The following is a 13,396-nucleotide window of genomic DNA, read 5'->3' on the forward strand; positions in this document are numbered from 1 at the left end:
TGCTCAAAACAGAAAAAATGAAATTCTAATTACACAATTAGAAAATCATGGTAATATATATAATGTTAATTTTATATATTACTATATGTTTATAGGGAGAGAATCGACTTGTCAGATTTACAGACGAAATTAGGTAGTGGAATGAATAAATTACAAGAGGGAATAGAACAAGGAAAGCAGAAGTTGCAAATTGCACAAGAAATTGCTCAGTTGAAAAAAGGAATGCAAGTGCAAATGCAGAAAAAAGCAGAAGTTTTATTAGAGCTTGGACAACAGGTATATGTTCAACTAAGAGGAAACGGAGTAAATGAAGCGAGTTTAAAAGAAGTGATTGCTCCAATTCAAGAGTTTGATGTTGCTATTTATCAAGCAAGAAAACGAATAGTTGAATTGCAAAAACAACAAGGCGAGAAAGCTACTTGTGAATGTGGTGGGTCTTTATCAATAAATGATAAGTTCTGTGGTTCATGTGGAAATCCTAACCCGATGTTAGCGGTAGAAAGTAATAGTGAGAAGGAAAATTGTATTACATGTAATGAGTATATTGATAAAAACTCTACTTACTGCCCGGTTTGTGGAATTAAGCAAAGTGGAGAGTGAATAAGATGTATTGTCGCACGTGCGGAAAACAACATGGTGAAGAAGTGAATTATTGTCCTAATGAAGGAAGTATGGAGATTGCGGGGGCAGTAGATACAGTAACGTTAGAGCAAGATACTGCTAAATATTGCAGAGGTTGCGGTAATGAAAATGCTCAGCAAAATGTATATTGTCAAAAGTGTGGACATTCTTTATTTATTGTTAAGAAAAAAGAACAACTTGTAAAATTACCTACGATGGATAGTGCTCCTAAAGTTGCATTTACAGCAGATAAAGCAACTTTAAAAACAGGTTTAATTGGTGGGGCTATTGCAAGTGTTCTCATGTTAGTTGCTGGTTGGATTGGAAGTTTATTATTTGCTTCTATATTAAGTGAGATGTTTAGCAATCTTACGAAAGAACTGGAAATGCTACCAAGCTTTTATACAAGCGCAACTTCTACGCTATTAAATTATCATTTGCTTGGTTTTACAGCCGGTGATGATAGTGGATTGATGTTATCTTTATCTTGGCATACTCCATTTGTTTTATTATTAATTGTTCCATTCATTATTTTAGCTGGTACAGGAATATGGTTAGGGAAACAACGTGTTGCGAAGACGATTAAGGATCAAATCTTTGTAGCAGCAATAGTCGGTATTATATATGGAATCTTTTTACTTATTATAAGTTTTGCAGCATCACAATCTTTTACAATTCCATTCTCAGATGCAGGTAAGATAACAGTTGGTTATTCTGCTGTAAAGAGCTTCCTAAGTGGTTTTGTATGTGGAACGTTATTCACTTTAGTAGGATTTATTGTTCATACAAGCAAAAACAATATGGCACCAGCGTTTCAAGAGTTAATGCCATACGGGGCATCTATTTATTATGGGATTTCAGCTATGATAAAAGGACTTTTAGTGACAGCGGTAGTAACGTGTATTTTAGCTATGGCGTTAGTAAGTAACGAAGACAATATTGAACCGTTAAAAGACATGAAAGCTTCAAAAACGCAGGCTGCATTATTAGCATTAGAATTAACACCTCAATTATGGAGTATGGCTCATTTTTCTCCGTTAGAAATATCAAGTCCAGCATTTGATCATGAATTTAAAGGAATTAGTAAGAAATCATCTGATAACAAAATGGCCTTTTCATTCGTATCAGGCATTTCTGTAAATGGGATTGGGATGAAGGATATAATGATTGCACAAGGAGGAACACAGGAAGATATTGCTGAGGTTAATGAAGTAAATAGCAACTTCCATTATGGTCTATTATTACTTGTGATCCCGTTATTCTTTATGTTTAGAGCAGGTAGGAAATTAGCAGGATTACCGACTACTAATATGTACATTACACTAGCGGTATGCAGCGGCTCTTACACAATTATGATGATTGTAATGAACATAATTTCTAAGTTCCAAATTGATGTGTCTGGAAATGTAATGAATGTATTCGGAGCGAGCGGTACTGTATTATCTATGCAAAATTCATTGGTATATTTAACTTTGTTTAGTTTTATTGTGACATACGTAGCGGCATTGGCCGGAATGAAATTAGCGAAAAAGTAGGGGGAGAGCATATTGAAGTTTTGTGGAACTTGTAAATATCAGGTTGCAGATCATTTGAACTTTTGTCCTGATTGCGGAAGTAAGGTAGAAGAAGTTGCTGATCAAATAGCTTCTTCTCATTCAGAAATGCGGAGAGAAACAAAGCCAGGGAAAAGTAAGAAAAACATGTTTTTACTCATAGGTTTTGTCATTGTTTTTGCTATTTTGTTTGGCGCATATAAATTCGGTGCAAGCAAGTTTTCGAAGGAAAAGCAAGTAAATGCAATGATCGAGGCATTCCAAAATAAAAATGTTAATGCAATCGATGAGATTTTGAAAGTAGACGATCCAACCTTAAAGGTTAAGACAGAAGATATTAAGGCGTATATCCGTTATTTAAAAGAAAATCCTTCTTATAATAAAGAACTGTTATCATATTTGCAAAGAGAGACAGTAGATCAAAAGTTAGCAAGTGATAAAGCATCTTTTAAAGACGGGAAAATTATAGAAGACGGGAAAGAGTGGTTCTTGTATCCGAAGTATAAGTTCAGCATGAAATCGTATTACATGAATGTTAGCACAACTGCAAAGAATGCTGAAATATATGTGAATGATAAAAAAGAAACAGAGCTTTCTAGTGATAAAACTTCGAAAGAATTAGGTCCATACTTCCCGGGTGCTTATGTTGTAAAGGCAAAGGCGAAGACGGAACTTGCTGAATTAGAGACAGAAAAAGAAGTGGACTTAGCAGATGAAAAGAATGGGACAGTAGAAGTGAATTTATCACTTGAAGGAAATTATGTAACCATTTCATCTGATGAAAACGATGCAACTGTATTTGTTAATGGCAAGAAACGCGGAAAGTTAAATTACGGAAGTTATAAACTTGGTCCTGTACCGACGGATGAAACGGTAGAAGTACATTTAGAGAAAAACGCTGAATTTGGTGTGATGAAATCTGAAAGTATTAAAGTAGGAGATCAAAGTACATATTACTTAAAGTTCCCAAAAGAAGCTTCTAGTTCAGCAGTTGGAGATTTTGTACAAAATCATATTTATAATAACGTACGTGCAATTGCATTAAACGATTTTAGTTTAATTGAAAATGATTATGATAAGAGCGGAAAATCGTATAAGGAAGACCGTGATTACTTGCAATATCTACACAAAAAAGGAATTACAGAAGATTTATTGACAATGAATATTCGCAATGTAGAACGTCAAAGTGCGACGAAATATAAAGTAACGACATATGAAGAATATCATATTCGTTATGGTGATGGGTCTGTAAAGTTCAAGAGCTTTAATAATGACCATATCGTTACTGTTAATGGAAATGGAAAGATATTGTACCATTCTCTTGGAGCGAATAATACGCTGAAATCAGAGGAAGTATCTGGTCCGACTCGTTAATATAAGAAAGAGGCTGTTCAATTTTGAACAGCCTCTTTTTTAGGTAGCACGGCTATTTTCAATCTTTTCCTGCGAATCGATATTTCATGTCGCACCGTTGATATATTGCGAGTTACGATAGATATATTCGAAAAATCGTTGATATAATTTCCTTTACTAATGTCCAATAAGGAAAACTAGAAAAGGATGTCACCTAGTTGAACTTTTTTGCTAGGTGACATCCTTTTTTTGTAATTAGAAGCGCGCTTCCTTTAATATCGCTTGTACATATGGATCATTTAATATTTGTTCTATGAGCGGTAGCATTCCTTGCTCGAATGGAATATCAATAGGGAATGGCTTTGGAGAGCCTGGTTTTATTCCGTATTGTACGAGTTTATAATGTGTATTTTTTTCAGACTTGAGCACAATTAATTTATAGCGATTGTCATCGTTTGTAAGTGAAAAATCAATTGAAGTAGCGTCATATGTCACTTCATCTTTATATATGTACGGTTTTGGTGTACCAATCCAATCTACTTTTGCTTGTAAATTCATGGGCGTAGCCTCCTTATATGTATTATATAAAAAATAAAAGCCAGCTCTCAACAAAGAGAACCGGCTTTAGCAGTCATTGATTATTTTAAAATTTTCACTTTAACAGTTTTGCGTCCCCATTTGTTAGCAGCGCTATCTGATCCAAGTAGAATGTCGATACGGTTACCTTTAATTGCACCGCCAGTATCACCAGCGATTGCTTCTCCATAACCTTCTACCCATACTTTAGATCCTAATGGGATTACTTTCGGGTCAACAGCGATCATTTTCATGTTTGGGTTCGCTGTTAGGTCATGACCCATTGCAGTTAATACACGGCCGCCGTATGTGCCACCGTTTTCGCTCGGATGAGCTGTATATGCTGTAGCTACAACTGTTAACTCACGACCACCAGATGGTTCGCTAGTTTCAGCAGCTTTCACAGCAGGCTTAGCAGCTGTTTTTACTGGTGCAGGTGCTTGAGCCTTAGCTGGTGCTTGAGCTTTAGCAGGAGCAGGCGTTTCTTGTTTCTCAATAACAGGTGCTGTACCTGTTAAGAAAGGAACATGAACATAAGCCGTTTTCCCGTTATATTCAAATTGTAACCACTCATTTTGTACTTGGTTCGTTGTTTCGATCATATCGTCTTTCTTAAGCGTTCCAAGAATTTCTGAGTTTGTGTTCGCTTCAGCACGTACATTTAATACGTTAGCTGTTACATAGTAAGAGTTCTTTGTAAACTCTGCACTTACGAATGCGTCTTTACCATCTAATTTGATTTGTGACCATCCGTTTTCTGTATTTAGAACATCTAATTTATGACCATTCTGTAATTTACCGACAACTTTTGATTCAGTAGTAGGGTTTTCTCGTACGTTTAGTACGTCTGTTTTTACAACAGTTTCTGCATTAGCAGATGCGGTGAAAATCCCAAGACCAAAAACTGCTGCTGTTGCTATTCCAATTAATTTTTTCATGATAGCCTCCATTGCGTTTGTTTTCGTGTCCTCATTATAGCAACAGATTTTTTCGGATTTTGGGAAAACACACAATTACAAACCATTCGTAATAAGTCGTTAACACTTCGTAACATAGTAGGAAATGAAGGAAAGTGTTTTTCACTCCGTATTTTTAGTAGGTTTATAGTTATAGTCAAAATTTTTAATACAACATGTTTTTTTCAATGAAGCTAAAAATGTTACAAGGGCGTTACATAATGATTACCATACGACTACATTCCTTGAGTATTTTACCGTTTTATGGGTAAAATAGTTATATAAACATAAACATCTCGTTTGTGAAGTTATAAACACGCGCTATATACTAGCAAAAAACCGCATAATTGTTACAAGAAGAAAGGGTTGCAAAGAATAAATCTGCCCTTTTTTAAAACTGTAACACATCCTTTTTTGGGAAAATCTCTTCCCATCCGCATTTTTCTCACACAATTTGACAGTAGTATTCCAATCTTGTAGCTCTTGCAGAGTGAAAAGGTTGTACGGAAGGTAAGGCTGTCCATAAGAACTCTAATTGGTGAAGGCAAACTTGAGAGAGCCGAAAGAAAATCACCGCAAAACTATGGTTTTTTATCCGATTTAACACATCGGAATTTATGATATTTACAAGAAATGAAACATACGAAGGGGGATTTGATGAGGAAACTGACGAAAACATTTATTGTCTCATTAACATTATGCATTGCATTTACACTTTGGGGGATTATTCCCGAATCTATTATTGGAAAAGGTAGCTTAGGAAATGTAACGACTGCAATTCAAGCTGCGTTAGTTAGTAAGTTTGGATGGTTCTATATTATTTCCGTTTCTATTTTCTTAGGAATTGCTATTTTCTTAATTGTTTCTAAGTACGGTTCGATTCGTTTAGGTAAAGATGATGATGAACCTGATTATAGTTATATGACATGGTTTGCTATGTTATTTAGTGCCGGTATGGGAATCGGTTTGGTTTTCTGGGGCGTTGCAGAACCGTTGAATCATTTATACACACCTCCGTTTGGAGAGGGTGCCACTGAAGAGAGTGCACGTCTTGCGCTTCGTTTTTCATTTTTCCATTGGGGATTACATCCGTGGGGATTATATGCACTTGTAGCATTATGTATTGCATATTTTACATTTAGAAAAGGAAGAGCAAGTACAATTAGTGCGGCAGTTGGTCCGCTATTTAAAGGCGGTGAACATGGCCGTGTTGCACATATGTTTGATGTTCTAGCTGTATTTGCAACAGTATTTGGTGTAGCGACATCATTAGGACTTGGAGCAAAACAAATTGCGGGTGGTGTTAGTTATTTAACATCCATTCCAAACTCATTATCGACACAGCTAGTAATTATCGGAATTGTAACTGTTCTTTATATGCTATCTGCACAAACGGGACTCGATAAAGGAATTAAATATTTAAGTAATGCGAATATTATTTTAGCGTTTGCACTTATGATAATTGTATTATTTGCAGGTCCAACAAACTTTATTATGAATTATTTCACTTCAACAATCGGATCATACATTCAAGAATTGCCAAGTATGAGTTTCCGTTTAAGTCCATTAAATGAAGGCGGAAATCAGTGGATTCAGTCATGGACAATTTTCTACTGGGCATGGTGGATTGCATGGTCACCATTCGTAGGTACATTTATTGCTCGTGTATCACGCGGGCGTACAATTCGTGAATTTGTTATTGGTGTGTTACTCGTACCGACAGTAATTGGTGCGCTTTGGTTCTCTGTTTTCGGAGGAACGGGTATTCATATGGAATTGTTCGACGGGGCGAATATATATGGCCAAATTAAAGAAATGGGCACAGAAGTAGGATTGTTTGCTATGTTAGACCAAATGGGTAGTATGGGACCGGCTTTATGTGTGTTAGCTATTTTACTTATTTCAACATTCTTTATTACATCGGCAGACTCTGCCACGTTTGTTCTAGCGATGTTAACGACACATGGTAGCTTAAACCCACCAAATCGCATTAAAATGGTTTGGGGTATTGTTCTAGCAGCGTTAGCTTCGATCTTATTGTATGTCGGTGGATTAGAGGCGCTGCAAACTGCGTCGATTATTGCGGCATTCCCATTTGTATTTGTTATTTTCTTTATGATTGCAGCACTATTTAAAGAGTTGCAAAAAGAAGGACGTATGAAGCAACATAAATAATAGAAGGAAAGGGGCTGATTTTATGTCAGCTTCTTTTTTTATTCAAATATCAGGAAAATTATGGATAGCTGTAGTTTGAAAAGGAAAATCGATATAGTTCGACAATATCTGATACTTTACACATTATATTCATATTTTTGACAAAAATATGTCGGAAATGTGTTGTCACTTTTATGTATATGTGCTATATTATTTCCTGTAAGCGATTTCAAACAGTTTTAAAGCGCATTCAAGGGGGACAACTAGAATAATGAAACGTTACGAAAGAAAGTGGAAGCATATTTGTTTGAAACGTGTGGCACATCGAAATGTCCAAGAAAGCACGGAACCAAAGACTGAAACTCGTAAAGAGCATAAAGAGAAGCAATTGGTTCTACAAAAATAGCAATCACTTTTTCGTATATAAATGAAGGTCGATCGTTCGTTGGGGGATGGACGTGAAATAACTTTCAGCTAAGGGGTATTGTCTGATATATAGTATTACGGTAAAAAATAAGCACAGAGCATACGGCGCTCTGTGCTTATTTTTTAATGAAATCTATTTTTCTTTCTTAAATCGTACTGTTTTATCCCAACCAATTACTTGTTTCTTGCTCTTTGCACGTAAGTAAAGAATGAGACTGCGAATAAATAAATACGTAAAGAGCTGTGCGTACGTAAAGTACATAATGACGCTTATGAAAATATTGGTCGGTGTAAAGGTTCGTTCGACGCTCTGGGCACTAAATAATTGAGAAACATATGTAATATATGCGACATACCACATAAATAGTAATGGAATACTATATTGAATTTGGAATATCCCGAGCAGTCCAATTACAAACCAAACGTTTGAAATGATTAGGAATAGCCAAAATACGACATACACTAAAACTTGTTGTAAGGAGTGTACGAGAAGTTTTCCTTTAAAGAAGCTTAACGAAGAAAACATTTTTTCTAAAATGTATAAGTTTCCTTGAAGCCAACGTGTACGCTGTTTAATAAGAATTTTTAAATGCTCAGGTTCTTGTTCCCATGTAATCGATTCCGGGACGATTGGTAAGAGATAGCCCTTTTGGGTAATTCTTAATGTTAATTCGGCATCCTCTGCAATTGCATAAGGATCATAGCCGCCAAGCTCTTCTAATGCGGAACGACGAAGAAGCATGTTTGTTCCAGTCAGTGAACCTGTTTGGAATAATAGCCAGCGTCCAGATTGCATAAGGAGCTGGAAAATCTGAAATTCTAATGAAATCATTCGTGTGAGCCAATTTCTTTTCTCATTTACTGTACGAACGTGTCCAACTGCTCCAACGGCATCCTCGGTTGTTTCAGCATGTTCTACGAGCATTCGCAGTGCATGTGGTTCAGGTTGATTATCTGCATCGTAAACACAGAAATATTCGCCATCCGAAATGCTAAGGCCGTAGTTTAATACACGCGATTTTCCTTTCGGTTCGCCAGGTGGTACACGAATGTGATGAATATGAGCATAAGCTTTGTCGAAATCATCGCCAATTTCAGGTGTTTCATCTTGAGAATTATCGTTTAATAAATAAACGTTTAGTTTGCCTGGGTATTCAATCTTTGCCATTGCTTCTAATGTATCTTTAATAACAACCCCTTCATTATGGGCAGGTATTAAAATATCTACACTTGGATAATGTTCTAACGTACGATCTTTTCGTTTACTATTTCGATGAATTAAGCCCGCAATTGTTAAGAAAGAGTAATAAACGAGTAAACCAGAGAATAGAAAGGCGGTAAAAATCAATACATATTTAATTGAAAATGTGATGCTGATCCAGAAAACAAGTACACAAAACAAAATAAATAAAAGAAGCATAACGAGTGTCATCATAATGTGATATGTCCCTTTGCATTGATTTGTTCTCGTTTTATTTTAATATCTTGAATTGCTTCAGCAGCAAGCCATTGCTCCATTTTTGGATGTAGACGGTTCATTACAATGTCAGCACCGGCTTCATTTGTATTTTGTAATAAAATGACTAATGTGTTGCTGTCATATTCAGCAGCAAGGTCAAAGTCAGCTCTGACTGTATCAACTAATAATGAAGCTACACGATCCATGACACTTTCCTTCGTATATTTACTAAAGGAAGTGAAATCAAAGAAAATGATAATGCCTGTTTCATTACGACGATTCATCGCAGTTGTTAATAATGCTTGTCGTCTTTCGAATTCTTGTCTTGTTAATAATTTTGATTCTCCAATGTATTGCTCAAGCACTCTCACTCGTTCAGTTAACTCTTTATTTTTAAGGATAACCTTTTTTAATAGATGGGTTGAAATATAAACAATGAAGAAGTTAGCTGCCATCAAGAAGTGGGTAATAATATATTCCCATTGATCTGATGTACTCCATAAGTGAAGCCACGCCTGATAAAATAAATAGAATACTGAAATGATTGTTCCCAGTATGAAGAAAATAAATGCTGTTTTATCAGCTAAAAATAGGAATAGTACATTTATGATGACATATATAATTGTAAAAATGAGCGCGTGCTCATATTTCGTCACATGTACAGTAGTAAAATAAAATAAAATTTGTAAAATCCACATAGAGAGGATTTTGTAGGACTTATCTTTCACGAAACTTTCCTCCTTACAGATAATTCGTGCTGGATATTTGTAGTATGCACAATTATTAAGAAATGGACCATGTAGCTAGAAGTCTTTTTGGGGCGAGATACATCAAGTAGTATCTCTCTTGTGCAAGAAAAAATAAACAGACATACTAATTATTGTAACATAGCGTCTATACATCTATACATAAAGTATTTAATATATATAAAAATTATATTTATAATATATAAAAAAAAGCCTCCTTTTTAAAAAGGAGGCTTTCATGAATTTATAGGAACATCATACCTGCGACTGCTGCGTTTAAGAAGTTCGCTAGTGTACCAGCGATAACTGCTTTAATCCCTAATTGTGCAATTTGTTTACGGCGAGTAGGAGCTAACGTTCCAGTTACACCTAATTGAATTGCAATAGAAGAGAAGTTTGCGAATCCACAGATTGCGAATGTTAAAATCAGGTTTGTTTTTGCAGAGAACTCTGCCATATGTGGTCCTAAGTTTGCATATGCAACGAATTCGTTGATTGCAAGTTTTTGACCAATAAAGCTTGCTGCCTGTATAGCTTCCCCTGGAGAAACCCCGATTAAGATTGCAAATGGTGATAATAAGTAACCGAAGATTAAATCAAGGCTAAGTTTAATATGGAACAGAGAGCCAATTAATCCTAATAGACCATTTAATAAAGCTATTAATGCGATGAAAGCCATTAACATTGCAGCTACGTTAATAACAAGTTGCATACCTTCAGATGCACCACGTGCAGCTGCATCGATAACGTTTGCATCTTCACGTTCTGTAGAAAGTTCAACGTTATTATCTACTTTTTCTGTTTCTGGCATAATTAATTTCGCAATTAATAAACTTGATGGAGCTGCCATAATTGCTGCTGCTAATAAGTGTTCTAACGGAATACCCATTGCTGCATAGCCGACAAGAACTGATCCGGCAACAGCCGTCATACCACTTACCATAATAGTGAAGAACTCACTATTTGTTAACCGTGCTAAGTAAGGTTTGATTAAGATTGGTGCCTCAGTTTGTCCTAAAAATACAGTTGTTACTGAGTTTAAACTTTCTGCTTTAGAAGTTCCAAGAAGTTTACTTAATGCACCACCAACGACACTAACAAATTTCTGCATAATACCGAAATGATATAAGATAGCTACTAATGAACTAATAAATACAATTGGAAGTAGTGCTTGAATAAAGAAGACAAATCCCCAAGGGCCTTTTGCGTTGACTAAATCCCCAGCAACGAACTTAATTCCCTCGTAAGAAAAATTAATTAATCCTTGAACACCATCAGCAGCGTATTTTAAAACTGCTTTTCCGGCATCCCATCGTAATACGATAAATGAAAATGACATTTGTAATGCTAGCGCGATTAAAATTGTGCGCCAATTAATAGCTTTGCGGTTGGAAGATAGTAAAAAGGCAATTGCTAATACTCCAATTACGCCGCCAATTCCCCATAAAACATTCATGCAGTGTATGCTCCTTCCTCATAGTAAAAAAGTGTATAAACCAGTTGTCTATACTTTTGCGAATATAACATCTTAAGTAACTTATCATAATGGACATCGGAGGTCAAACGTCTAACGAAAAGTTTAAATAAAAAGAAAATTCTTTGAAAAAACACATATAAAATGAATAGACATGAAATAGGTTATGTTTTTTGTTGAAATATATTCATTATGATAACGTTTTGGACAATTTTTATAGAATATAGTGTATGAAATAGGAGAATGAACGCATAATTTTTTCGTAGAGAGAATGAAAGGGGATTGCTATATCGAGTCCTTTAAAAAGAGCCTTCTAGTAAACTAGAAGGCTCTGAAACTATAACTTAAGGTGCTTTCGTATATCCTAAGAAATGGCTCTTCCAATAAGAGTTATTTAATGAAGCAATTGCTACACCTTTATCTCCAGATTGGATAAATGATCCCCCACCAAGGTAGATACCCATGTGAGAAGGACCTTTTTTATAAGTGTCTTTGAAATAAATTAAGTCACCTGGTTGTGGATTTGAAGTTTGTGATAAGCTACTCCAATATCCCGCAACACTTTGACGGCTAATGTTATGACCAAATTTCTTAAATACGTGGTAGATGTAACCACTGCAGTCCACGCCGTTAGCAGAAGTACCGCCCCAAACGTATGGTACACCTTGCATAGATTTCGCGTATGCAAGTAGAGAAGAACTGTCACCGCTATTATTAGTGTTATTGTTATTGTTGTTATTATTTTGATTGTTATTTTGGTTGTCGTTAGGCTTATTATCTACTGCGCCACCAACTGGTGTTTTAGATAGGAAACGTGTTCCGATGTAACCAGTTTGACCGTTGTAGTTAATTTTGCTCCATCCAGAGTTTTCAGAGATTACTTGAACCTTCTGTCCTTGTGGAAGTGCGCCTATGATTCTATAATTTGTACCTTCGCCGCTACGTACATTTAGTGCAGAAGCATTAATGTAGTAGTCGCCAATTGCACCTTGATCAGGCTGTTTCGGTTGTTCAGGAGTAGCCGTGCCACCTTTAACGAATTTTACAAATTCGCTACTAACATAGCCTGTTTTTCCTTGGTAGTTTACTTTAAACCAGCCGTTTTCAGATCCAACTACGTTTAATGTTGTACCATTTAACACGCCGCCAATTACACTATGGTAAGCAGCAGGGCCTGTACGAACACGTAGAGATGTTGCGTTAACAACGTAAGTACCACCAGTTTGAACAGTTACATTATTATTTTGCTCTTGGTTGTTACCTTGAGTAACGTTTTCGTTAGAGCCGCCTTTTGTTACGTAGTCTTTGCTTAAGTAAGCTGTTTGTCCTGCGTAATTGATTTTGAACCAATCTTGAACTTCGCCTACAACTTGTACTACTTGTCCTTGTTTAACAGAACCTACAGTTGGATGAGAAGTGCTAGGACCTGTACGAACGCGAAGGGAAGATACATTTACTGTATAGTTTCCGCTTGCTGGTTGAACAGTTGCTTCATTGTTACTATTGTTGTTATTGCTTGTAGAGCCAGTATTTGAAGAAGCTCCTGATACAAATTGGCTACTAACATAACCAGTTTGTCCGTTATGGTTGATTTTCACCCAACCATTTTCTTCTCCAATTACGTTTAAAGTTTGTCCTTCATATACACGTCCTGAAACAGAACTAGAAGTGTTAGGAGCTGTACGTACACGTAATACATCAGCAGTAACTTTATTGTTTCCGCCTGTACTTACAGTGTTATTTGTTTTTGCACCATTTTTTGATACAAATTCGCCACTAACATAGCCTGTTTTTCCATTATGGTTAATTTTGAACCAACCATTTTCTTCTCCAATTACGTTTAATGATTGACCATTATAAACGCGAGAGATGACGTCGTGAGAAGTACTTGATCCTGCACGAACATGTAGTACGCTAGTATTCACCGTATATGATGAATTGTTTGATGCGGAAGCTTGGACAGTTTGTGTAGCAGCTTTTTGTGTATTTTGTTCCGGGGCAGCTTGAACACTATCAAGTGTAGGTGCTGCTCCTCCTGCTACAGACACTGCCGCAAGACCGGCAAGGTATTTTTTCAT

General features: G+C 36.1%; 11 protein-coding genes. 5 read left to right on the forward strand and 6 right to left on the reverse strand.

Features of this window, described 5'->3' with window-relative positions; all coding sequences use genetic code 11:
* Positions 1-108 precede the first annotated feature (108 nt).
* The 3 genes from QCI75_RS01290 to QCI75_RS01300 are packed head-to-tail and all read left to right on the forward strand — an operon-like array spanning position 109 to position 3,548.
* Positions 109-600, forward strand: coding sequence for a zinc ribbon domain-containing protein (locus QCI75_RS01290; RefSeq protein ID WP_144505107.1), 492 nt, complete (start codon positions 109-111; stop codon positions 598-600).
* A gap of 5 nt (positions 601-605) precedes the next feature.
* Positions 606-2,156 (forward strand): zinc ribbon domain-containing protein, encoded by a 1,551-nt coding sequence (locus QCI75_RS01295; protein ID WP_353759878.1) that lies wholly within the window; start codon positions 606-608, stop codon positions 2,154-2,156.
* A 12-nt stretch (positions 2,157-2,168) separates the two neighbouring features.
* Positions 2,169-3,548: a zinc ribbon domain-containing protein gene (locus tag QCI75_RS01300; protein WP_144505103.1), complete on the forward strand. Its 1,380-nt coding sequence runs from the start codon at positions 2,169-2,171 to the stop codon at positions 3,546-3,548.
* Positions 3,549-3,782: 234 nt separating this feature from the next.
* Here the strand turns inward: QCI75_RS01300 and QCI75_RS01305 are convergent, their stop codons facing one another.
* Both QCI75_RS01305 and QCI75_RS01310 read right to left on the reverse strand, forming a co-directional pair.
* Positions 3,783-4,085, reverse strand: coding sequence for a DUF3910 family protein (locus tag QCI75_RS01305; protein ID WP_144505101.1), 303 nt, complete (start codon positions 4,083-4,085; stop codon positions 3,783-3,785).
* An 80-nt stretch (positions 4,086-4,165) separates the two neighbouring features.
* Positions 4,166-5,041: a cell wall-binding protein EntA gene (locus QCI75_RS01310; protein WP_353759879.1), complete on the reverse strand. Its 876-nt coding sequence runs from the start codon at positions 5,039-5,041 to the stop codon at positions 4,166-4,168.
* 675 nt (positions 5,042-5,716) lie between these two features.
* On the opposite strand from QCI75_RS01310, the gene opuD reads away from it, so the two are divergent.
* Entirely contained in the window at positions 5,717-7,234 is a 1,518-nt protein-coding gene (opuD, locus tag QCI75_RS01315) for a glycine betaine transporter OpuD (protein ID WP_144505097.1), read from the forward strand.
* 250 nt (positions 7,235-7,484) lie between these two features.
* Positions 7,485-7,619 carry a hypothetical protein gene (locus QCI75_RS01320; RefSeq protein ID WP_002034792.1) on the forward strand — a complete coding sequence of 45 codons (135 nt, stop codon included), beginning with the start codon at positions 7,485-7,487 and terminating at the stop codon, positions 7,617-7,619.
* 153 nt (positions 7,620-7,772) lie between these two features.
* Here the strand turns inward: QCI75_RS01320 and QCI75_RS01325 are convergent, their stop codons facing one another.
* The 4 genes from QCI75_RS01325 to QCI75_RS01340 all read right to left on the reverse strand — a co-directional run bounded on the left by QCI75_RS01325 (position 7,773) and on the right by QCI75_RS01340 (position 13,396).
* A complete protein-coding gene (locus QCI75_RS01325; RefSeq protein WP_144505095.1) occupies positions 7,773-9,074 on the reverse strand; it encodes a glycosyltransferase family 2 protein in 1,302 nt (433 codons plus the stop codon).
* A complete protein-coding gene (locus tag QCI75_RS01330; protein ID WP_353759880.1) occupies positions 9,071-9,826 on the reverse strand; it encodes a diguanylate cyclase domain-containing protein in 756 nt (251 codons plus the stop codon). The genes QCI75_RS01325 and QCI75_RS01330 overlap by 4 nt, the downstream gene beginning before the upstream one ends.
* Positions 9,827-10,088: 262 nt before the next feature.
* Positions 10,089-11,300 (reverse strand): NupC/NupG family nucleoside CNT transporter, encoded by a 1,212-nt coding sequence (locus tag QCI75_RS01335; RefSeq protein WP_098403694.1) that lies wholly within the window; start codon positions 11,298-11,300, stop codon positions 10,089-10,091.
* A 362-nt stretch (positions 11,301-11,662) separates the two neighbouring features.
* Positions 11,663-13,396, reverse strand: a complete 1,734-nt coding sequence (locus tag QCI75_RS01340) for a C40 family peptidase (RefSeq protein WP_353759881.1) — start codon at positions 13,394-13,396, stop codon at positions 11,663-11,665.

The sequence above is a fragment of the Bacillus cereus group sp. RP43 genome (assembly GCF_040459645.1).
Taxonomy (GTDB): Bacteria; Bacillota; Bacilli; order Bacillales; family Bacillaceae_G; genus Bacillus_A; species Bacillus_A mycoides_C.

Coding starts and splice junctions, on each gene's coding strand:
- QCI75_RS01295 (WP_353759878.1), top strand. CDS start 606: ATGTATTGTCGCACGTGCGGAAAACAACATGGTGAAGAAGTGAATTAT.
- QCI75_RS01305 (WP_144505101.1), bottom strand. CDS start 4,085: ATGAATTTACAAGCAAAAGTAGATTGGATTGGTACACCAAAACCGTAC.
- QCI75_RS01310 (WP_353759879.1), bottom strand. CDS start 5,041: ATGAAAAAATTAATTGGAATAGCAACAGCAGCAGTTTTTGGTCTTGGG.
- opuD (WP_144505097.1), top strand. CDS start 5,717: ATGAGGAAACTGACGAAAACATTTATTGTCTCATTAACATTATGCATT.
- QCI75_RS01320 (WP_002034792.1), top strand. CDS start 7,485: ATGAAACGTTACGAAAGAAAGTGGAAGCATATTTGTTTGAAACGTGTG.
- QCI75_RS01325 (WP_144505095.1), bottom strand. CDS start 9,074: ATGATGACACTCGTTATGCTTCTTTTATTTATTTTGTTTTGTGTACTT.
- QCI75_RS01335 (WP_098403694.1), bottom strand. CDS start 11,300: ATGAATGTTTTATGGGGAATTGGCGGCGTAATTGGAGTATTAGCAATT.
- QCI75_RS01340 (WP_353759881.1), bottom strand. CDS start 13,396: ATGAAAAAATACCTTGCCGGTCTTGCGGCAGTGTCTGTAGCAGGAGGA.